Source organism: Pseudomonas sp. BIGb0176, from assembly GCF_024810175.1.
In the GTDB taxonomy this organism is placed as follows: Bacteria; Pseudomonadota; Gammaproteobacteria; order Pseudomonadales; family Pseudomonadaceae; genus Aquipseudomonas; species Aquipseudomonas protegens.
The window spans coordinates 1-20555 of sequence record NZ_JANUEC010000006.1 but is presented as its reverse complement, the minus strand read 5'-3'; the positions used below and the strand labels follow the sequence as shown (position 1 = coordinate 20555).

16 protein-coding genes and 4 tRNA genes are annotated in these 20555 nt (G+C 55.2%); all 20 read right to left on the bottom strand.

Going from position 1 to position 20555, the window contains the following annotated elements; all coding sequences use genetic code 11:
* Positions 1 to 17: 17 nt before the first annotated feature.
* On the bottom strand, positions 18 to 329 hold the full coding sequence (gene rpsJ, locus M2395_RS28585) for a 30S ribosomal protein S10 (RefSeq protein ID WP_003186070.1): 312 nt from the start codon (positions 327 to 329) through the stop codon (positions 18 to 20).
* 140 nt (positions 330 to 469) lie between these two features.
* On the bottom strand, positions 470 to 1663 hold the full coding sequence (gene tuf / locus M2395_RS28580) for an elongation factor Tu (protein ID WP_011063776.1): 1194 nt from the start codon (positions 1661 to 1663) through the stop codon (positions 470 to 472).
* A 34-nt stretch (positions 1664 to 1697) separates the two neighbouring features.
* Positions 1698 to 3845, bottom strand: a complete 2148-nt coding sequence (fusA, locus tag M2395_RS28575; protein WP_011063777.1) for an elongation factor G — start codon at positions 3843 to 3845, stop codon at positions 1698 to 1700.
* 30 nt (positions 3846 to 3875) lie between these two features.
* Positions 3876 to 4346 carry a 30S ribosomal protein S7 gene (gene rpsG, locus M2395_RS28570; RefSeq protein WP_007925959.1) on the bottom strand — a complete coding sequence of 157 codons (471 nt, stop codon included), beginning with the start codon at positions 4344 to 4346 and terminating at the stop codon, positions 3876 to 3878.
* A gap of 111 nt (positions 4347 to 4457) precedes the next feature.
* A complete protein-coding gene (gene rpsL, locus M2395_RS28565) occupies positions 4458 to 4829 on the bottom strand; it encodes a 30S ribosomal protein S12 (protein ID WP_003186084.1) in 372 nt (123 codons plus the stop codon).
* A 201-nt stretch (positions 4830 to 5030) separates the two neighbouring features.
* Positions 5031 to 9230, bottom strand: coding sequence for a DNA-directed RNA polymerase subunit beta' (gene rpoC, locus M2395_RS28560; protein ID WP_011063778.1), 4200 nt, complete (start codon positions 9228 to 9230; stop codon positions 5031 to 5033).
* 64 nt (positions 9231 to 9294) lie between these two features.
* Positions 9295 to 13368, bottom strand: coding sequence for a DNA-directed RNA polymerase subunit beta (rpoB, locus tag M2395_RS28555; RefSeq protein WP_011063779.1), 4074 nt, complete (start codon positions 13366 to 13368; stop codon positions 9295 to 9297).
* A gap of 221 nt (positions 13369 to 13589) precedes the next feature.
* Positions 13590 to 13955, bottom strand: coding sequence for a 50S ribosomal protein L7/L12 (rplL, locus tag M2395_RS28550; protein ID WP_011063780.1), 366 nt, complete (start codon positions 13953 to 13955; stop codon positions 13590 to 13592).
* A gap of 80 nt (positions 13956 to 14035) precedes the next feature.
* A complete protein-coding gene (gene rplJ, locus M2395_RS28545; RefSeq protein WP_011063781.1) occupies positions 14036 to 14536 on the bottom strand; it encodes a 50S ribosomal protein L10 in 501 nt (166 codons plus the stop codon).
* Between the two features lie 198 nt (positions 14537 to 14734).
* Complete coding sequence (gene rplA, locus M2395_RS28540; protein WP_011063782.1) at positions 14735 to 15430, bottom strand: 50S ribosomal protein L1; 696 nt, start codon at positions 15428 to 15430, stop codon at positions 14735 to 14737.
* Positions 15430 to 15861, bottom strand: a complete 432-nt coding sequence (rplK, locus tag M2395_RS28535; protein ID WP_003176435.1) for a 50S ribosomal protein L11 — start codon at positions 15859 to 15861, stop codon at positions 15430 to 15432. The genes rplA and rplK overlap by 1 nt, the downstream gene beginning before the upstream one ends.
* Before the next feature lie 118 nt (positions 15862 to 15979).
* Positions 15980 to 16513 (bottom strand): transcription termination/antitermination protein NusG, encoded by a 534-nt coding sequence (gene nusG / locus M2395_RS28530; RefSeq protein WP_002555501.1) that lies wholly within the window; start codon positions 16511 to 16513, stop codon positions 15980 to 15982.
* 9 nt (positions 16514 to 16522) lie between these two features.
* The gene (gene secE / locus M2395_RS28525) at positions 16523 to 16891 is read right to left on the bottom strand and encodes a preprotein translocase subunit SecE (RefSeq protein ID WP_123430030.1); all 369 of its coding nucleotides are present in this window, start codon (positions 16889 to 16891) and stop codon (positions 16523 to 16525) included.
* Positions 16892 to 16936: 45 nt separating this feature from the next.
* Positions 16937 to 17012 (bottom strand) — tRNA-Trp (locus tag M2395_RS28520).
* A gap of 54 nt (positions 17013 to 17066) precedes the next feature.
* Positions 17067 to 18260, bottom strand: coding sequence for an elongation factor Tu (gene tuf, locus M2395_RS28515; RefSeq protein WP_011063776.1), 1194 nt, complete (start codon positions 18258 to 18260; stop codon positions 17067 to 17069).
* Positions 18261 to 18344: 84 nt separating this feature from the next.
* Positions 18345 to 18420 (bottom strand) — tRNA-Thr (locus M2395_RS28510).
* Between the two features lie 26 nt (positions 18421 to 18446).
* Positions 18447 to 18520 (bottom strand) — tRNA-Gly (locus tag M2395_RS28505).
* A 24-nt stretch (positions 18521 to 18544) separates the two neighbouring features.
* Positions 18545 to 18629 (bottom strand) — tRNA-Tyr (locus tag M2395_RS28500).
* A 142-nt stretch (positions 18630 to 18771) separates the two neighbouring features.
* A complete protein-coding gene (locus tag M2395_RS28495) occupies positions 18772 to 19218 on the bottom strand; it encodes a hypothetical protein (protein WP_041752638.1) in 447 nt (148 codons plus the stop codon).
* Between the two features lie 163 nt (positions 19219 to 19381).
* Complete coding sequence (gene birA, locus M2395_RS28490) at positions 19382 to 20344, bottom strand: bifunctional biotin--[acetyl-CoA-carboxylase] ligase/biotin operon repressor BirA (protein WP_015637232.1); 963 nt, start codon at positions 20342 to 20344, stop codon at positions 19382 to 19384.
* Positions 20345 to 20555 lie beyond the last annotated feature (211 nt).

Genomic DNA, 20555 nt, shown 5'->3' with positions numbered 1-20555 from the left:
ACGACTAAGACCGAGTCTTAGCCGAGGCTGATCTGCACTTCCACACCTGCCGCAAGATCAAGCTTCATAAGAGCATCAACGGTTTTATCCGTTGGCTGGACGATGTCCAGTACGCGCTTATGAGTACGGATCTCGTACTGGTCACGCGCGTCTTTGTTGACGTGCGGGGAGACCAGAACGGTGAACCGCTCTTTACGGGTAGGCAGTGGAATTGGACCACGCACTTGAGCACCAGTACGTTTCGCGGTTTCCACGATTTCCTGGGTGGATTGGTCGATCAGGCGATGGTCGAAAGCCTTCAACCTGATACGGATTTGCTGATTTTGCATTGGATTTCAGACTCCAGGCTGCTATTCCCACCGGGCGCAATACGCCCGTTAAAAGGAGGCGCAATTCTATAGACGGCCCCACAGAGTGTCAACCCAATAAAAAAGCCCCCGCAAGCGGGGGCTTCTTCATGAGTCGTCGATTACTCGATGACTTTGGCTACGACGCCAGCGCCGACGGTACGACCGCCTTCACGGATAGCGAAACGCAGACCATCTTCCATCGCAATGGTTTTGATCAGAGTGACAGTCATCTGGATGTTGTCACCTGGCATTACCATTTCAACGCCTTCTGGCAGCTCGCAGTTACCAGTCACGTCAGTAGTACGGAAGTAGAACTGTGGACGGTAGCCTTTGAAGAACGGAGTATGACGGCCGCCTTCTTCCTTGCTCAGAACGTAAACTTCAGCGGTGAACTTGGTGTGCGGCTTAACGGTGCCTGGCTTAACCAGAACCTGGCCACGCTCAACGTCGTCACGCTTGGTACCACGCAGCAGAACGCCGCAGTTCTCGCCAGCACGACCTTCGTCGAGCAGCTTGCGGAACATTTCAACGCCGGTGCAGGTAGTTTTCTGAGTGTCGCGCAGACCAACGATCTCAACTTCTTCCTGGATGCGAACGATACCACGCTCAACACGGCCAGTTACCACGGTGCCACGACCGGAGATCGAGAATACGTCTTCGATTGGCATCAGGAACGGCTTGTCGATTGCACGCTCTGGCTCTGGGATGTAGGTATCCAGAGTTTCTACCAGACGCTTAACAGCGGTGGTACCCATTTCGTTGTCGTCTTGGCCGTTCAGAGCCATCAGAGCCGAACCGATGATGATCGGAGTGTCGTCACCTGGGAAGTCGTAAGTGCTCAGCAGATCGCGCACTTCCATCTCAACCAGTTCCAGCAGCTCAGCGTCGTCAACCATGTCAGCCTTGTTCAGGAAGACAACGATGTACGGAACGCCTACCTGACGGGACAGCAGGATGTGCTCACGAGTTTGTGGCATCGGACCATCGGCAGCCGAGCAAACCAGGATCGCGCCGTCCATCTGGGCAGCACCAGTGATCATGTTTTTGACGTAGTCGGCGTGACCTGGGCAGTCAACGTGCGCGTAGTGACGAATGTTCGAGTCGTACTCTACGTGCGCAGTGTTGATGGTGATACCACGAGCTTTTTCTTCTGGGGCGCTGTCGATCTTGTCGAAGTCAACACGAGCCGAACCGAAAACTTCGGAGCAAACGCGAGTCAGAGCAGCGGTCAGAGTGGTTTTACCGTGGTCAACGTGACCGATAGTGCCAACGTTGACGTGCGGTTTGTTACGTTCAAATTTTTCTTTAGCCACGACAATTAACTCCTAGCCTAAAGGGGAGACTGAATCAGCCTTGTTTTTTAACGAGAGCTTCGACGATGTTCGACGGAGCTTCGGCGTATTTGGAGAATTCCATGGAGTAGCTCGCGCGACCCTGAGACATGGAACGAACGTCAGTTGCATAACCGAACATTTCACCCAGTGGCACTTCAGCACGGATAACCTTGCCGGACACCGAGTCATCCATACCCTGAATCAGACCACGACGACGGTTCAGGTCACCCATCACGTCACCCATGTAGTCCTCTGGGGTTACAACTTCAACCTTCATGATCGGCTCGAGCACAACGCCGCCACCCTTCTGGGCCAGCTGCTTGGTCGCCATGGAGGCTGCCACCTTGAACGCCATCTCGTTGGAGTCGACGTCGTGGTAGGAACCATCAAACACGGTAGCCTTCAGGCCGATCAGCGGATAACCGGCAACGACGCCGTTCTTCATCTGCTCTTCGATACCCTTCTGGATAGCCGGGATGTATTCCTTAGGAACCACACCACCAACAACCTCGTTGGTGAAGACCAGACCTTCGGTGATGTTGCCGTTCGCATCGACGTCTGGCTCCGAGAAACGGATCCAGCAGTGACCGAACTGACCGCGACCGCCGGACTGACGAACGAACTTGCCTTCGATCTCAACGTTGCTCTTGCTGATCTTCTCGCGGTACGAAACCTGCGGCTTGCCGATGTTGGCTTCGACGTTGAACTCGCGCTTCATGCGGTCAACGAGGATGTCCAGGTGCAGCTCACCCATACCGGAGATGATGGTCTGACCAGTCTCTTCGTCGGTCTTGACGCGGAACGACGGGTCTTCCTGAGCCAGCTTGCCCAGTGCAATACCCATCTTTTCCTGGTCCTGCTTGGTTTTCGGCTCTACCGCTACCGAAATTACAGGCTCAGGGAAGTCCATACGCTCAAGAATGATCTGCTTGTCGAGATCGCACAGAGTGTCACCAGTGGTGACGTCCTTCATGCCGATCAGAGCAGCGATGTCGCCTGCACGTACTTCTTTGATCTCTTCACGCTGGTTGGCGTGCATCTGCACCATACGACCAACGCGCTCTTTCTTGCCCTTGACCGAGTTGATCACGGAGTCGCCCGAGCTCAGGAAGCCCGAGTAAACGCGCACGAAAGTCAGAGTACCAACGAACGGGTCGGTAGCAATCTTGAATGCCAGAGCCGAGAACGGTTCAGCATCGTCAGCATGACGCTCGTCGTAGTCAGCCTCTACCAGCTCATCCTTCGGCTTCTCGATGAGATCCGGATGGATACCCTTGATCGCCGGGATCTCGGTAGGAGCAGGCAGGAAGTCGATAACGGCATCGAGAACCAGGGGAACGCCCTTGTTCTTGAACGACGAACCGCAGACAGCCGGAACGATCTCGCTAGCCAGGGTGCGCGCACGCAGACCGGCCTTGATCTCTTCGACAGTCAGGTCACCTTCTTCAAGGTACTTGTTCATCAGCTCTTCGTTGGCTTCAGCAGCAGCTTCAACCATGTTGGAGCGCCACTCGTTAGCCAGGTCCAGCATATCGGCAGGAATTTCTTCCTCGCGATAGGTAGTACCCTTGTCGTCGTCGTTCCAGTAGATAGCCTTCATCTTGATCAGATCAACCTGACCTTCGAAGTTATCTTCAGCACCGATAGCCAGCTGGACCGGAACCGGGGTATGACCCAGGCGATTCTTGATCTGGCCAACAACGCGCAGGAAGTTGGCACCAGCACGGTCCATCTTGTTCACGTAAACAACACGTGGAACACCGTACTTGTTGGCTTGACGCCATACGGTTTCAGACTGAGGCTCAACACCGGAAGTACCGCAGAACACAACGACCGCGCCGTCGAGTACACGCAGAGAGCGCTCTACTTCAATGGTGAAGTCAACGTGGCCAGGGGTATCGATAACGTTTACACGATAGTTATCGTATTGGCCGCGCGAACCTTTCCAGAAGGTAGTTACAGCAGCGGAGGTAATGGTGATACCCCGCTCCTGCTCCTGCACCATCCAGTCGGTGGTCGCAGCGCCGTCATGCACCTCACCCATCTTGTGGCTGAGACCTGTGTAGAACAGGATCCGCTCGGTAGTGGTAGTCTTGCCCGCGTCAACGTGGGCACAGATACCGATGTTACGGTAGCGGTTGATTGCTGTAGTACGAGCCATAAAGCCCTCGCAAAATGAATGATGCCGATATTAGAAGCGGTAGTGCGAGAAAGCCTTGTTGGCTTCAGCCATACGGTGAACGTCTTCACGCTTCTTAACTGCAGCACCTTTGCCTTCGGCAGCGTCCAGCAGTTCGCCAGCCAAACGCAGAGCCATAGACTTCTCGCCGCGCTTGCGGGCGAAGTCTACCAACCAGCGCATTGCCAGAGCGTTACGACGGGACGGACGAACTTCGACCGGAACCTGGTAAGTAGCACCGCCTACACGGCGCGACTTCACTTCGACCAGCGGAGCGATGGCGTCGAGAGCTTTCTCGAAGATTTCCAGGGGATCGCTGTTCTTGCGCTCTTTAACTTTTTCCAGCGCGCCATAAACGATACGCTCGGCAACGGCTTTCTTGCCGCTTTCCATTACGTGGTTCATGAACTTGGCGAGGATCTGGCTTCCGTATTTCGGATCGTCCAGAATCTCACGTTTGGCTGCTACGCGACGTCTTGGCATTGATAAGCCCTCAAACGGTCTTCAGGTTAGCTCGGGACAGTTGATCCAATGGACGCGTGCCCGACCTTACTCTTATCGACTCAATATAATTAAAAACTGCAAAACGACCGATTACTTCGGACGCTTGGTACCGTACTTCGAACGACCTTGGTTACGACCTTTAACGCCGGAAGTATCCAGGGAGCCGCGAACGGTGTGGTAACGAACACCTGGCAAGTCTTTTACACGGCCGCCGCGAATCAGTACGACGCTGTGCTCTTGCAGGTTGTGGCCTTCACCGCCGATGTACGAGGAAACCTCGAAACCGTTGGTCAGACGCACACGGCACACTTTACGCAGTGCCGAGTTAGGTTTTTTCGGCGTAGTGGTATACACGCGAGTGCACACGCCACGACGTTGCGGGCAGTTCTGCAGCGCAGGCACGTCGGATTTCTCGACGATACGCTTACGCGGCTGACGTACCAGCTGGTTGATAGTTGCCATCTACTAGCTCCACTGTTGTCTTTCGACATAAACAAAATGGCAGAGCAGGAGCTCCACCAAATTTAGGGGTACAAGAGTCTAAAGAGGATCTTGCCCCCAGTCAAGGCAAGGCCCCGGCCTCCCCGATCAGCGAACCTCGACAAAAAGTGTCTTGATTCTCAATCGAAAAAGCCGGGGCCCCGTCTCAATCTACTGCAGACCTCAATTACCGCTGGAGTTCAGCGCTTCAGTCAGTGCTGCTTCGACTTCGCTTGCGCTTACGCGCAGCGGCTTGTCTGCATCACGACGACGCTTACGCTCGCTGTGGTACGCCAGGCCAGTACCGGCCGGGATCAGACGACCCACGACCACGTTTTCTTTCAGACCACGCAGGTAGTCGCGCTTGCCAGTTACCGCCGCTTCGGTCAGTACACGGGTGGTCTCTTGGAAAGAGGCCGCCGAGATGAACGATTCGGTGGACAAGGACGCCTTGGTGATACCCAGCAGTACGCGGGTGAACTTGGCGACGAACTTGTCTTCGGTGCTCAGACGCTCGTTTTCTACCAGTACGTGAGTCAGTTCCATCTGGTCGCCCTTGATGAAGCTGGAGTCGCCGGACTCGGCGATTTCAACCTTACGCAGCATCTGACGCAGGATGGTCTCGATGTGCTTGTCGTTGATCTTCACGCCTTGCAGACGGTAAACGTCCTGGATCTCGTTGACGATGTACTTGGCCAGCGCACTGACACCCAGCAGACGCAGGATGTCGTGTGGATCGCTCGGACCGTCGGAGATAACTTCGCCGCGGTTCACTTGTTCGCCTTCGAAGACGTTCAGGTGACGCCACTTCGGAATCAGCTCTTCATACGGATCGCTGCCGTCGTTCGGGGTAATGACCAGACGGCGCTTGCCCTTGGTCTCTTTACCGAACGCGATGGTGCCGCTGACTTCAGCCAGAATCGACGCCTCCTTCGGACGACGAGCTTCGAACAGGTCGGCAACACGCGGCAGACCACCGGTGATGTCACGGGTCTTCGAAGTTTCTTGCGGAATACGAGCGATAACATCACCGATCGCAATCTGCGCACCGTCGGCAACACCGACCAGGGCGTTAGCCGGCAGGAAGTACTGTGCCGGTACGTCGGTACCTGGCAGCAGCAGATCCTTGCCATCCATACCCACCATCTTCACAGCAGGACGGATGTCCTTGCCGGCAGCTGGACGGTCTTTGACGTCAAGCACTTCAATGTTGGTCATACCGGTCAATTCGTCAGTCTGACGCTTGATCGTGATGCCTTCTTCCATGCCCACGTAGGTCACGGTACCTTTCATTTCGGTAACGATCGGGTGAGTGTGCGGATCCCACTTGGCCACGATAGCGCCAGCGTCGACCTTGTCACCTTCTTTAACCGAAATCACAGCACCGTACGGCAGCTTGTAACGCTCGCGCTCACGACCGAAGTCATCAGCGATTGCCAGCTCACCGGAACGGGACACAGCAACCAGGTGACCATCCACACGCTCAACGTGCTTCAGGTTGTGCAGACGGACGGTACCGCCATTCTTCACCTGAACGCTGTCGGCTGCGGAAGTACGGCTTGCCGCACCACCAATGTGGAACGTACGCATGGTCAGCTGGGTACCCGGCTCACCGATGGATTGGGCAGCGATAACGCCGACCGCCTCACCAATGTTCACCTGGTGACCACGAGCCAGGTCACGGCCGTAGCACTTGGCGCAAATGCCATAGCGGGTTTCGCAACTGATCGGCGAACGCACGATCACTTCGTCGATGCTGTTGAGCTCGATGAATTCAACCCACTTTTCGTCTACCAGGGTGCCGGCAGGAACGATGACGTCCTCGGTACCCGGCTTGAATACGTCACGGGCGATAACACGACCCAATACGCGCTCACCCAGTGGCTCTACAACGTCGCCGCCTTCAATGTGCGGAGTCATCAGCAGGCCGTGTTCGGTGCCGCAATCGATCTCGGTTACAACCAGATCCTGCGCAACGTCCACCAGACGACGAGTCAGGTAACCGGAGTTCGCAGTTTTCAACGCGGTATCCGCCAGACCTTTACGAGCACCGTGAGTCGAGATGAAGTACTGGAGTACGCTCAGACCTTCACGGAAGTTCGCAGTAATCGGCGTTTCGATGATGGAGCCGTCCGGCTTGGCCATCAGACCACGCATACCGGCCAGCTGACGGATCTGTGCTGCGGAACCCCGCGCACCCGAGTCAGCCATCATGTACATCGAGTTGAACGATTCTTGCTCGACTTCGTCGCCATTGCGGTCGATGACCTTCTCTTTCGAGAGGTTGGCCATCATCGCCTTGGATACTTCGTCGTTGGCCTTCGACCAAAGGTCGATCACTTTGTTGTACTTCTCGCCCTGGGTTACCAGGCCGGAGGCGTACTGGCTCTCGATTTCTTTCACTTCGTCGGTGGCAGCACCGATGATGCGAGCTTTTTCATCCGGGATAACGAAGTCGTTAACACCGATGGAAACGCCGGAAATGGTCGAGTAAGCGAAACCGGTGTACATCAACTGGTCAGCGAAGATCACGGTCTCTTTCAGACCAACCACGCGGTAGCACTGGTTGATCAGCTTGGAGATCGCCTTCTTCTTCATCGGCAGGTTGACGACGTCGAACGACAGGCCCTTCGGCACAACCTGGAACAGCAGAGCACGGCCGACAGTGGTGTCGACGATACGGGTGGCGCTCACGCTGCCGCCATCACGATCATTGACGGTTTCGCTGATGCGAACCTTGATCTTGGCGTGCAGAGCCGCTTCGCCGGCGCGGAATACGCGGTCGACTTCCTGCAGGTCCGCGAACACACGACCTTCGCCCTTGGCGTTGATCGCTTCACGGGTCATGTAGTACAGACCCAATACAACGTCCTGCGACGGAACGATGATTGGCTCACCGTTGGCTGGAGACAGAATGTTGTTGGTCGACATCATCAACGCACGCGCTTCCAACTGGGCTTCCAGTGTCAGCGGTACGTGCACGGCCATTTGGTCGCCGTCGAAGTCGGCGTTGTACGCAGCACAGACCAGAGGGTGCAGCTGGATAGCCTTACCTTCGATCAGTACCGGTTCAAACGCCTGGATACCCAGACGGTGAAGGGTCGGTGCACGGTTGAGGAGAACCGGGTGTTCACGGATCACTTCAGCGAGAACGTCCCAAACCTCTGGCAGTTCGCGCTCGACCATCTTCTTGGCGGCTTTGATGGTGGTGGCCAGGCCACGCATTTCCAACTTGCCGAAGATGAACGGTTTGAACAGCTCGAGAGCCATCTTCTTCGGCAGACCGCACTGGTGCAGACGCAGGGTCGGACCTACGGTAATTACCGAACGACCGGAGTAGTCAACACGCTTACCGAGCAAGTTCTGACGGAAACGACCTTGCTTACCCTTGATCATGTCAGCCAGGGATTTCAGAGGACGCTTGTTGGAACCGGTGATAGCGCGGCCACGACGACCGTTGTCGAGCAGTGCATCGACAGCTTCCTGCAACATACGCTTTTCGTTGCGCACGATGATGTCCGGAGCGGACAGATCCAGCAGGCGCTTCAAACGGTTGTTACGGTTGATCACTCGACGATACAGATCGTTGAGGTCGGAAGTCGCGAAACGACCGCCATCCAGCGGGACCAGTGGACGCAGATCTGGCGGCAGAACCGGCAGAACGGTCAGCACCATCCACTCTGGCAGGTTGCCGGAACCCTGGAAGGCTTCCATCAACTTCAGACGCTTGGACAGCTTCTTGATCTTGGTTTCCGAGTTGGTTTGCGGAATCTCTTCACGCAGACGGCCAATCTCGTGCTCCAGGTCGATAGCGTGCAGCAGCTCGCGGACAGCCTCGGCACCCATGCGGGCGTCGAAGTCATCGCCGAACTCTTCCAGCGCTTCGAAGTACTGCTCATCGTTCAGCAGCTGACCTTTTTCAAGGGTGGTCATGCCTGGATCGATAACGACGTAGCTCTCGAAGTAGAGAACGCGCTCGATATCACGCAGAGTCATGTCCATCAGCAAGCCGATACGGGACGGCAGCGATTTCAGGAACCAGATGTGGGCAACCGGCGAAGCCAGTTCGATGTGCGCCATGCGCTCACGACGAACCTTGGCCAGCGCAACTTCAACGCCGCACTTCTCGCAGATCACGCCGCGATGCTTCAAGCGCTTGTACTTACCGCACAGGCACTCGTAATCCTTTACCGGGCCAAAGATCTTGGCGCAGAACAGGCCGTCACGCTCAGGCTTGAACGTACGGTAGTTGATGGTTTCCGGCTTTTTAACTTCACCGAACGACCACGAACGGATCATCTCAGGCGAGGCCAATCCGATACGGATGGCGTCGAACTCTTCGACTTGACCCTGGTTTTTCAGCAAATTCAGTAGGTCTTTCAAGGCCTTTCCTCCTGGCGGAGCAGAGAGCGGGCAATCCTGCCCCGCTCTCGATTCGCGTCACGTGTTATTCGGTTTCCAGATCGATATCGATGCCGAGGGAACGAATTTCTTTGATCAACACGTTGAAGGACTCGGGCATGCCCGGCTCCATACGGTGATCGCCGTCCACGATGTTTTTGTACATCTTGGTACGACCGTTCACATCGTCCGACTTCACTGTGAGCATTTCTTGCAGAGTGTATGCAGCACCGTATGCTTCCAGTGCCCAGACCTCCATCTCCCCGAAACGCTGACCACCGAACTGCGCCTTACCACCCAGCGGCTGCTGGGTAACCAGGCTGTACGAACCGGTAGAACGAGCGTGCATCTTGTCGTCTACCAAGTGGTTCAGTTTCAGCATGTACATGTAGCCAACGGTAACTGGACGCTCGAACTTGTTGCCGGTACGGCCGTCGGTCAGTTGCATCTGGCCGCTTTCTGGCAGGTCTGCCAGTTTCAGCATGGCCTTGATTTCGCTTTCCTTGGCACCGTCGAACACCGGAGTGGCCATCGGAACACCGCCGCGCAGGTTGTTCGCCAGATCCAGGATCTCCTGATCGGAGAAGCTGTCCAGGTCTTCGTTGCGACCGCCGATCTGGTTGTAGATCTCGTCCAGGAAGGTACGCAGTTCTGCGACCTTGCGCTGCTCTTCGACCATGCGATTGATCTTCTCGCCCAGACCTTTGGCCGCGAGGCCCAGGTGAGTTTCGAGGATCTGACCAACGTTCATACGCGAAGGTACGCCCAGCGGGTTGAGGACTACGTCGACCGGGGTGCCATTGGCATCGTGCGGCATGTCTTCAACCGGCATGATCACGGAGACCACACCCTTGTTACCGTGACGACCGGCCATCTTGTCGCCCGGCTGGATGCGACGACGGATTGCCAGGTAGACCTTGACGATTTTCAGCACGCCTGGAGCCAGGTCATCGCCTTGCTGCAGCTTGCGCTTCTTGTCTTCGAACTTGTCGTCCAGCAGACGGCGACGATCAACGATGTAGGCCTGGGCCTTCTCGAGCTGCTCGTTCAGAGCATCTTCAGCCATGCGCAGTTTGAACCACTGGCCATGCTCAAGACCGTCGAGAACTTCATCGGTGATTTCCTGGCCTTTCTTCAGGCCGGCGCCGCCTTCGGCTTTATGGCCAACCAGAGCGGAGCGCAGACGTTCGAAGGTCGCACCTTCAACGATACGGAACTCTTCGTTCAGGTCCTTGCGGATCTCGTCCAGCTGGCTCTTCTCGATCGACAGTGCACGAGCATCACGCTCAACGCCGTCGCGAGTGAAGACCTGTACGTCGATAACAGTGCCCTTGGTACCAGTAGGCACACGCAGGGAAGTGTCTTTAACGTCGCTGGCTTTTTCACCGAAGATCGCACGCAGCAGTTTCTCTTCCGGAGTCAGCTGGGTCTCGCCTTTCGGAGTGACCTTGCCCACCAGGATGTCGCCTGCGCCAACTTCAGCACCTACATAAACGATACCGGCTTCGTCCAGCTTGTTCAGTGCAGCCTCACCCACGTTCGGGATGTCTGCAGTGATTTCCTCTGGGCCAAGCTTGGTGTCACGAGCCACACAGGTCAGTTCCTGGATGTGGATCGTGGTGAAACGGTCTTCCTGAACCACACGCTCGGACAGGCAGATGGAGTCTTCGAAGTTGAAGCCGTTCCACGCCATGAACGCGATACGCATGTTCTGACCCAGTGCCAGCTCACCCATGTCGGTGGACGGACCATCGGCCATGATGTCGCTGCGCTGAACCCGATCACCCTTGCTCACCAGCGGACGCTGGTTGATGCAGGTGTTCTGGTTGGAGCGGGTGTACTTGGTCAGGTTGTAGATGTCGACACCGGCTTCACCGGTTTCAACTTCGTCATCAGCAACACGAACCACAATACGGCTGGCATCGACCGAGTCGATCACACCGCCACGACGAGCCACGACGCAAACGCCGGAGTCACGGGCAACGTTGCGCTCCATGCCGGTACCTACCAGCGGCTTGTCAGCACGCAGGGTCGGTACAGCCTGACGCTGCATGTTGGAACCCATCAATGCACGGTTGGCGTCGTCGTGCTCGAGGAACGGAATCAGCGACGCTGCAACCGAAACTACCTGCTTCGGCGAAACGTCCATCAAGGTGACGTCTTCCGGCGCCTTGACGGTGAATTCGTTCAAGTGACGAACAGCTACCAGCTCATCGACCAACTGACCTTTGTCGTTCATCGTCGCCGAAGCCTGGGCGATAACGTGATCGGCCTCTTCGATAGCGGACAGGAACACGATCTCGTCGGTTACCAGAGCGTCTTTCACCACACGGTACGGGCTCTCGAGGAAGCCGTACTGGTTGGTGCGCGCATAGGCCGCCAGGGAGTTGATCAGACCGATGTTCGGACCTTCCGGCGTTTCAATCGGGCATACACGACCGTAGTGGGTCGGGTGTACGTCACGGACTTCGAAGCCTGCACGCTCACGGGTCAGACCACCTGGGCCAAGTGCAGAAACACGGCGCTTGTGGGTGATCTCGGACAGCGGGTTGTTCTGGTCCATGAACTGGGACAGCTGGCTGGAACCGAAGAACTCTTTCACTGCCGCAGCCACTGGCTTGGCATTGATCAGGTCTTGCGGCATCAGGCCTTCGCTTTCAGCCATCGACAGGCGCTCTTTGACCGCACGCTCTACACGCACCAGGCCAACGCGGAACTGGTTCTCGGCCATTTCGCCAACACAGCGAACACGACGGTTACCCAGGTGGTCGATGTCGTCGACAATGCCTTTACCGTTACGGATGTCGACCAGAGTCTTCAGTACGGCAACGATGTCTTCTTTGCACAGAACGCCGGAACCTTCGATCTCGGTACGACCGATACGACGGTTGAACTTCATCCGGCCAACGGCGGACAGATCATACCGCTCAGGGCTGAAGAACAGGTTGTTGAACAAAGTCTCGGCAGCATCTTTGGTCGGTGGCTCGCCAGGACGCATCATGCGATAGATCTCGACCAGGGCTTCCAATTGGTTGCTGGTGGAGTCGATCTTCAGAGTGTCAGAGACGAACGGACCGCAGTCGATGTCGTTGGTGTACAGAGTCTCGATGCGAACGACCTGAGCCTTGGCGATTTTTGCCAGGATCTCGGTGTTCAGCTCGGTGTTGCACTCTGCCAGGATTTCACCGGTAGCCGGGTGCACGATAGCCTTGGCGGTGGTACGACCCAGGACGTAGTCCAGAGGTACATCCAGCTCTTTGATACCGGCTTTTTCCAGCTGGTTGATGTGACGAGCGGTGATACGACGACCCTGCTCGACAATAACCTTGCCCTTGTCATCCTGGATGTCCAGAACGGCAATCTCACCACGCAGGCGCTGAGGCACCAGCTCCAGGCTCAGGCTCTCGCCTTTCACGTGGAATACGTTGGTGGTGTAGAAAGCGTCCAGCACTTCTTCAGTGGTATAGCCCAGCGCGCGCAGCAGAACCGATGCCGGCAGCTTGCGACGACGGTCGATACGGACGAACACGCAGTCTTTCGGGTCGAACTCGAAGTCCAGCCACGAACCGCGGTAAGGAATGATCCGCGCGGAATACAGCAGCTTACCGGAGCTGTGCGTCTTGCCACGGTCGTGGTCGAAGAATACGCCAGGGGAGCGGTGCAGCTGGGAAACGATTACACGCTCGGTACCGTTGATTACGAAGGTACCGTTCTCAGTCATCAGGGGAATTTCACCCATGTAGACTTCTTGCTCTTTGATGTCCTTGATCGCTTTGTTCGACGATTCTTTGTCGAAAATGATCAGACGGACTTTTACCCGCAAAGGTACGGCGTAAGTTACACCACGCAACACGCATTCTTTAACATCAAACGCCGGTTCGCCCAGGCGATAACCGACATACTCCAACGCAGCATTGCCGGAGTAGCTGATGATCGGGAAAACGGATTTGAAGGCCGCATGCAGGCCCACGTCGCGGAACTGATCTTTAGTCGCTCCCGCTTGCAAGAATTCACGATACGAATCCAGCTGGATGGCCAGGAGGTACGGCACATCCATGACGTCCGGCAACTTGCTAAAGTCCTTGCGGATACGTTTTTTCTCAGTATATGAGTAAGCCATCAGCGTTCCCCAGCTTGGTCACCTGCTTATTCGGCTCCTCCCGACGGGAGCAGCCAGAAAATCGTGCAAACCCTTTGGTTTGCGCCACCGCACAGGGTGGGCTACAGCACGTTACTGGCACCGACCCAGTCGGTCGCCAATAACGGAAAAAGGCCGGTGGCAAAAGCCACCAGCCATCAGCCGTTCGCTTAACGCTTGGGCTGGAGACACAAAGTCGATGCTTACTTGAGCTCGACTTTAGCGCCTGCTTCTTCCAGAGCTGCTTTGGCTTTGTCAGCTGCTTCTTTAGCAACAGCTTCCAGAACCATGGCAGGAGCGCCGTCAACTACAGCCTTGGCTTCTTTCAGGCCCAGACCGGTCAGTTCACGTACAGCCTTGATCACGTTAACTTTCTTCTCGCCAGCTTCGGTCAGCATGACGTTGAATTCAGTTTGCTCTTCAACAACAGCGGCAGCAGCAGCTGGGCCAGCAGCGGCAACAGCAGCGGTAACGCCGAAGGTTTCTTCCATTGCTTTGATCAGCTCAACAACTTCCAGAACGGTTTTCTGGCCGATTGCTTCGATGATTTGCTCGTTAGTCAGAGACATGACTATAAATTCCTGTATTGGGGTGACAGCCTACGCAGCCATCAAATTAAACATATGATTTTGAAAGGGCTTGCAGTGCCTTAGGCAGCAGCAGCTTCTTTCTGGTCGCGAATAGCCGCCAGAGTACGAGCCAGCTTGCTGGTAGCGCCTTGAATCACGCTCATCAGCTTCGCAATAGCTTCGTCGCGAGTTGGCAGCGAAGCCAACACGTCGATCTCGTTTGCTGCGAGGTACTTGCCCTCGAACGCAGCTGCCTTGATCTCGAACTTTTCCTGACCCTTTGCGAACTCTTTGAAAATACGAGCGGCAGCGCCCGGATGTTCCTTGGAGAATGCAATCAGGGTAGGGCCGACGAACGCGTCGTTGAGCACGTCATATTGAGTGCCTTCAACAGCGCGCTTGAGCAGGGTGTTACGTACGACACGTACATAAACACCAGCTTCGCGGGCCTCTTTACGGAGTCCGGTCATAGCGCCTACTGTCACACCACGGGCATCAGCCACGACAGCGGACAGAGCGGCTTTGGCAGCCTCGTTGACTTCAGCGACGATGGCCTTCTTGTCTTCGAGTTTAATTGCCACGGGTTTAACTCCTGCTTGTTACCGTTTCATCCAACCGGAGCTGGATGTCGTTTTGGTGTCTGATTCGGTAAGGAACCGGGAGCACCATCTGCGTAGGCTTGAGGTTTAAGACTTGCGTCGCCTACGGTCTTGGATAGCCCCCGCCAGGCAGGGACCCCAATTTTTCAGCACGCGCAATTGCTTGCACGCGCTTGTGTCTTATACGTCCAGCGAACCCTGGTCGATGACCAGACCTGGGCCCATAGTGGTGCTCAGGGTAACGCGCTTGACGTAGATGCCTTTCGAAGAAGCTGGCTTGATACGCTTCAGGTCAGCGATTAGGGCTTCAACGTTTTCCTTCAGCTTGACGGCGTCGAAGCCGACCTTGCCAACGGAAGTGTGGATGATGCCGTTTTTGTCGGTGCGATAGCGAACCTGACCAGCCTTGGCGTTCTTAACTGCCGAAGCTACGTCTGGAGTAACGGTACCGACTTTCGGGTTAGGCATCAGGCCGCGAGGACCCAGAACCTGACCCAGCTGACCCACAACGCGCATTGCATCCGGGGAAGCAATAACCACGTCATAGTTCAGGTCGCCGCCTTTCATTTCGGCAGCCAGATCGTCCATACCTACGCGGTCTGCACCGGCAGCCAGAGCAGCTTCAGCTGCTGGGCCCTGGGTGAACACAGCTACACGTACAGTCTTGCCAGTGCCGTGTGGCAGCACAGTAGCGCTACGAACAACCTGGTCAGATTTACGTGGGTCTACGCCCAGGTTCACAGCAACGTCTACGGACTCGCTGAACTTAACGGTCGACAGCTCGGTCAGGAGAGCGGCGGCTTCTACGAAGTTGTAGGCCTTGCCTGCTTCAATCTTGCCGGCGATAGCCTTTTGGCGCTTGGTCAGCTTAGCCATTACACACCCTCCACGTTAAGGCCCATGCTACGAGCAGAACCGGCGATAGTACGCACGGCTGCATCCATATCAGCTGCAGTCAGATCCGCGTTTTTGGTTTTCGCGATTTCTTCCAGCTGAGCACGGGTAACAGTGCCAACCTTAACGGTGTTTGGACGAGCGGAACCGCTGGTCAGGCCAGCAGCTTTCTTCAGCAGAACCGAAGCGGGGGTGCTCTTAGTTTCGAAAGTGAAGCTGCGGTCACTGTAAACAGTGATGATCACAGGAGTCGGCAGGCCTGGCTCAAGACCCTGAGTACGGGCGTTGAAAGCTTTGCAGAACTCCATGATGTTCACGCCGTGCTGACCCAGAGCTGGACCAACGGGTGGACTTGGGTTGGCCTGAGCGGCCTTAACTTGCAGCTTGATGTAAGCAGTAATCTTCTTAGCCATGAGGCACTCCAATTACGGGTTCAGACGCCTAGATAGGCTCCCCGGTTACTTGCGCGTTTATCCCAGTGACGACAAAACCCCACAGCCTAAGGCTGCGGGGTATGGGATTCTCGTTCAGTTATGCCTTCTCGACCTGACTGAACTCTAGCTCTACCGGAGTAGAGCGACCGAAAATGAGCACTGCCACCTGAATGCGGCTCTTTTCGTAGTTAACTTCTTCAACCGTACCGTTAAAGTCAGCGAATGGGCCGTCAGTAACACGGACCACCTCACCCGGCTCAAACAGGGTCTTAGGCTTGGGCTTGTCGCTGCCATCAGCAACGCGACGCAGAATCGCTTCCGCTTCTTTGTCAGTGATAGGAGCCGGCTTATCGGCAGTACCACCAATAAAGCCCATGACACGAGGAGTGTCCTTGACCAAGTGCCAAGTACCCTCATTCATGTCCATCTGTACCAGCACATAGCCTGGAAAGAATTTACGCTCGCTTTTGCGCTTCTGGCCATTGCGCATCTCAACCACTTCTTCAGTGGGGACCAGAATCTCGCCGAAGCCATCTTCCATGCCAGCCAGCTTCACACGCTCGATCAACGAACGCATTACATGCTTCTCGTAACCCGAGTAAGCATGCACAACGTACCAACGCTTAGCCACGGGACACCCTTAGCCAACAATCAAGGAAACAAGCCAGCCGAGCAGGGAATCTAGCCCCCACAACAGCAACGCCATGACCAGAACCACAGCCACAACAATCAATGTGGTCTGCGTGGTCTCTTGGCGAGTTGGCCATACGACTTTACGAATCTCAGTGCGCGCTTCCTTAACCAAGACAAAGAACGACTTACCCTTGGCAGTCTGCAAACCAACGAAGGCAGCAACTGCAGCAATGAAAAGTAGCACCAAGACGCGGTACAGGATCGGCGAAGCAGAGTAGTACTGATTGCCAACAACACCAACAATCACCAAGGCAACAACAACCAGCCACTTGAGCAGATCGAAGCGAGAGCCTTGAGCTTCAGCCTTAGGAGTCATCTATGAAGATCCTGTGAAAAGAAAGCCAGACACATTGAGTGAATCTGGCAGGTCAGGAGGGAATCGAACCCCCAACCTACGGTTTTGGAGACCGTCGCTCTGCCAATTGAGCTACTGACCTAAAAACAAAATCAGGCCGACCATTATGTCGGCCCGATGGAGATATATCAAGAACTTATTCGATGACTTTGGCTACGACGCCAGCGCCGACGGTACGACCGCCTTCACGGATAGCGAAACGCAGACCATCTTCCATCGCGATGGTTTTGATCAGAGTGACAGTCATCTGGATGTTGTCACCTGGCATTACCATTTCAACGCCTTCTGGCAGCTCGCAGTTACCAGTCACGTCAGTAGTACGGAAGTAGAACTGTGGACGGTAGCCTTTGAAGAACGGAGTATGACGGCCGCCTTCTTCCTTGCTCAGAACGTAAACTTCAGCGGTGAACTTGGTGTGCGGCTTAACGGTGCCCGGCTTAACCAGAACCTGGCCACGCTCAACGTCATCACGCTTGGTACCACGCAGCAGAACGCCGCAGTTCTCGCCAGCACGACCTTCGTCGAGCAGCTTGCGGAACATTTCAACGCCGGTGCAGGTAGTTTTCTGAGTGTCGCGCAGACCAACGATCTCAACTTCTTCCTGGATGCGAACGATACCACGCTCAACACGACCAGTTACCACGGTGCCACGGCCGGAGATCGAGAATACGTCTTCGATTGGCATCAGGAACGGCTTGTCGATTGCACGCTCTGGCTCTGGGATGTAGGTATCCAGAGTTTCTACCAGACGCTTAACAGCGGTGGTACCCATTTCGTTGTCGTCTTGGCCGTTCAGAGCCATCAGAGCCGAACCGATGATGATCGGAGTGTCGTCACCTGGGAAGTCGTAAGTGCTCAGCAGATCGCGCACTTCCATCTCAACCAGTTCCAGCAGCTCAGCGTCGTCAACCATGTCAGCCTTGTTCAGGAAGACAACGATGTACGGAACGCCTACCTGACGGGACAGCAGGATGTGCTCACGAGTTTGTGGCATCGGACCATCGGCAGCCGAGCAAACCAGGATCGCGCCGTCCATCTGGGCAGCACCAGTGATCATGTTTTTGACGTAGTCGGCGTGACCTGGGCAGTCAACGTGCGCGTAGTGACGAATGTTCGAGTCGTACTCTACGTGCGCAGTGTTGATGGTGATACCACGAGCTTTTTCTTCTGGGGCGCTGTCGATCTTGTCGAAGTCAACACGAGCCGAACCGAAAACTTCGGAGCAAACGCGAGTCAGAGCAGCGGTCAAAGTGGTTTTACCGTGGTCAACGTGACCGATAGTACCCACGTTAACGTGCGGCTTATTACGTTCGAACTTTTCCTTAGCCATCGAAATCACCCCTAGGAGAAGAATTGAGCAAGTCACCCAAGCCATTAAAACAAAGGCAGATATTTTCATATCTGCCTTGTTATATGGAGCTCTTGAGCGGATTTGAACCGCTGACCTCACCCTTACCAAGGGTGTGCTCTACCAACTGAGCTACAAGAGCGTAACACTTTGCAAAACCTGCAAACTTGGAGCGGGTAGCGGGAATCGAACCCGCATCATCAGCTTGGAAGGCTGAGGTTCTACCACTAAACTATACCCGCGGAGCCTGCAGCTCTCGCTAAATCTGGTGGAGGGGGAAGGATTCGAACCTTCGAAGTCGTAGACGTCAGATTTACAGTCTGATCCCTTTGGCCGCTCGGGAACCCCTCCTAAGCGAGGCGACATTCTATATCATGCCACCCTTCTGTCAAGCATTTTCTCAATAAAATCTTGAGGTTAGCTGCGTTGACCTCGCTTCGCGACGTTGACTTCGTGAAGTCTTCGCTGCGGAGCGGGCGCCATTCTATGCAACCTATTCGACAGTTGCAACCCCCTCGCAAGGCATTATTTTATGTTTTAACTCATTGAATTCTTTAGCAAGGTTCTGCAGTTGCAGATCATCCAGCAAATGCTTGCTCTCGGGAGTCACACGAAGCCAAAAACCAGAAGAACCAGAAACACTCAAGGACTGCAGCCTGACATCAGCCCCCAGCCCTACCAGCCGCTGCTCCAACATCTGAGCCGTATCACGACGAGCAAAGCCCCCCAGATAAAGACAGCTTGCATCAACCTCCCCTGACTTACCCTTATCCCGCCGCTCGACCGAATCAGAAGACTCACTCAACAAACGGATATCTTGCTGAGTACCTCGATAGAGCGAGAGAGGCATGACCTCTTTCGCACGAAGCGGCGCTTCCTGCTGATGCCAGATGTAATAAAAGCAATTGAGGACCAATAACAACAGAAACAACCAGCGCATAAAAACCTCAAGACAGAGGACAAGGCTTAAACAACTCGAAAAGATGGATCACGTACAAGCTGATCTTGCGGAACCGATGCAACACTCAAAGTCCCACCCCACACAAGGAATCAGCCCCTACCTCCTAGCCGTAGATCGCGCAAGCGCACATTGATGGCCGAACTCATGAGCCATCACGCAACCTTAGACTGAGCTCCCCGCCGCTATACGTTTTCTCCTCCCCCTCAACGCTCAACCGCAAAGCTCCTTGGCGATCAATACCCAACACAACACCATCGATCTTATTTACGCCCGCGATCAGAGACACAGCACGCCCCTGCCAGAGGTGACCTTGCTCCCACTCGCCCTGGATCGCGGAGAAGCCATTCAGCCGATGACGCTCCAGATAAGACACAAGAACCTCATTCAATCGAGCAACAAGCTGATTGCGATCAATAACCTTGCCAGACTCCAACCTAACCGAAGTCCACTCCTGATCGATCTCTTCAGCGCTTTGCATATTCACATTGATCCCAATGCCCAGGACCACATGACACACATCCGCAGGATCACCCACCAACTCCAAAAGTATCCCCGCGACCTTCTTCTGACCAACCAAAACATCATTTGGCCACTTCAAACCCGCATCAGGAATTCCATACTCACGAAGGGTATGCATGACTGCCAACCCAACGACCAGGCTAAGCCCTTCCAATTGCCGGAGACCTCCGTCCATACGCAAGACGAGGCTGTAATAGATATTTTCGGCAAAAGGGCTTACCCACTTACGACCACGACGGCCTCGCCCCACCGTCTGGCGCTCAGCTAGCACAAGAAAAGGAGCCACACTCCCTTCTTCAATGGATCGCAGCGCCTGTGCATTCGTGGAGTCGATAGAGTCGAGAATTCGGATATCCCAGGAGCCACTGGAAATAGAGGAGCGGCCTATCTCAGCACTGCTCAGCAATGTGATTGGAGTGGCCAGCTGGTAACCGCGGCCTCGCACCTTATGAATGACAAGCCCCAACTCCGCCTCAAGAAGCTGTAACTGCTTCCATATAGCACTACGGCTAACACCCAGCGCCTGACCGAGCGCCTGACCCGAGTGAAATCGCCCATCTTTCAGAAGCTCTAACAACGTCGACATGCAGTTTCCGCCTCACCATGAGGCAGGCATGATAGCCATGCCCAGCGCTATTGCATAGAAACCCCCACCTGACGAGCAAGTCGATCGAGACAGCAAAAAATCAAACCCATTTTTCGCGCGCAAAAACAAAACCCCAACTGCATGTGCAGTTGGGGTTTCGGAATTTAATCTTGACGATGACCTACTCTCACATGGGGAAACCCCACACTAC

Coding starts and splice junctions, on each gene's coding strand:
- rpsJ (WP_003186070.1), bottom strand. CDS start 329: ATGCAAAATCAGCAAATCCGTATCAGGTTGAAGGCTTTCGACCATCGC.
- fusA (WP_011063777.1), bottom strand. CDS start 3,845: ATGGCTCGTACTACAGCAATCAACCGCTACCGTAACATCGGTATCTGT.
- rpsG (WP_007925959.1), bottom strand. CDS start 4,346: ATGCCAAGACGTCGCGTAGCAGCCAAACGTGAGATTCTGGACGATCCG.
- rpsL (WP_003186084.1), bottom strand. CDS start 4,829: ATGGCAACTATCAACCAGCTGGTACGTCAGCCGCGTAAGCGTATCGTC.
- rpoB (WP_011063779.1), bottom strand. CDS start 13,368: ATGGCTTACTCATATACTGAGAAAAAACGTATCCGCAAGGACTTTAGC.
- rplL (WP_011063780.1), bottom strand. CDS start 13,955: ATGTCTCTGACTAACGAGCAAATCATCGAAGCAATCGGCCAGAAAACC.
- rplA (WP_011063782.1), bottom strand. CDS start 15,430: ATGGCTAAGCTGACCAAGCGCCAAAAGGCTATCGCCGGCAAGATTGAA.
- rplK (WP_003176435.1), bottom strand. CDS start 15,861: ATGGCTAAGAAGATTACTGCTTACATCAAGCTGCAAGTTAAGGCCGCT.
- secE (WP_123430030.1), bottom strand. CDS start 16,891: ATGACTCCTAAGGCTGAAGCTCAAGGCTCTCGCTTCGATCTGCTCAAG.
- tuf (WP_011063776.1), bottom strand. CDS start 18,260: ATGGCTAAGGAAAAGTTCGAACGTAATAAGCCGCACGTTAACGTGGGT.
- M2395_RS28495 (WP_041752638.1), bottom strand. CDS start 19,218: ATGCGCTGGTTGTTTCTGTTGTTATTGGTCCTCAATTGCTTTTATTAC.
- birA (WP_015637232.1), bottom strand. CDS start 20,344: ATGTCGACGTTGTTAGAGCTTCTGAAAGATGGGCGATTTCACTCGGGT.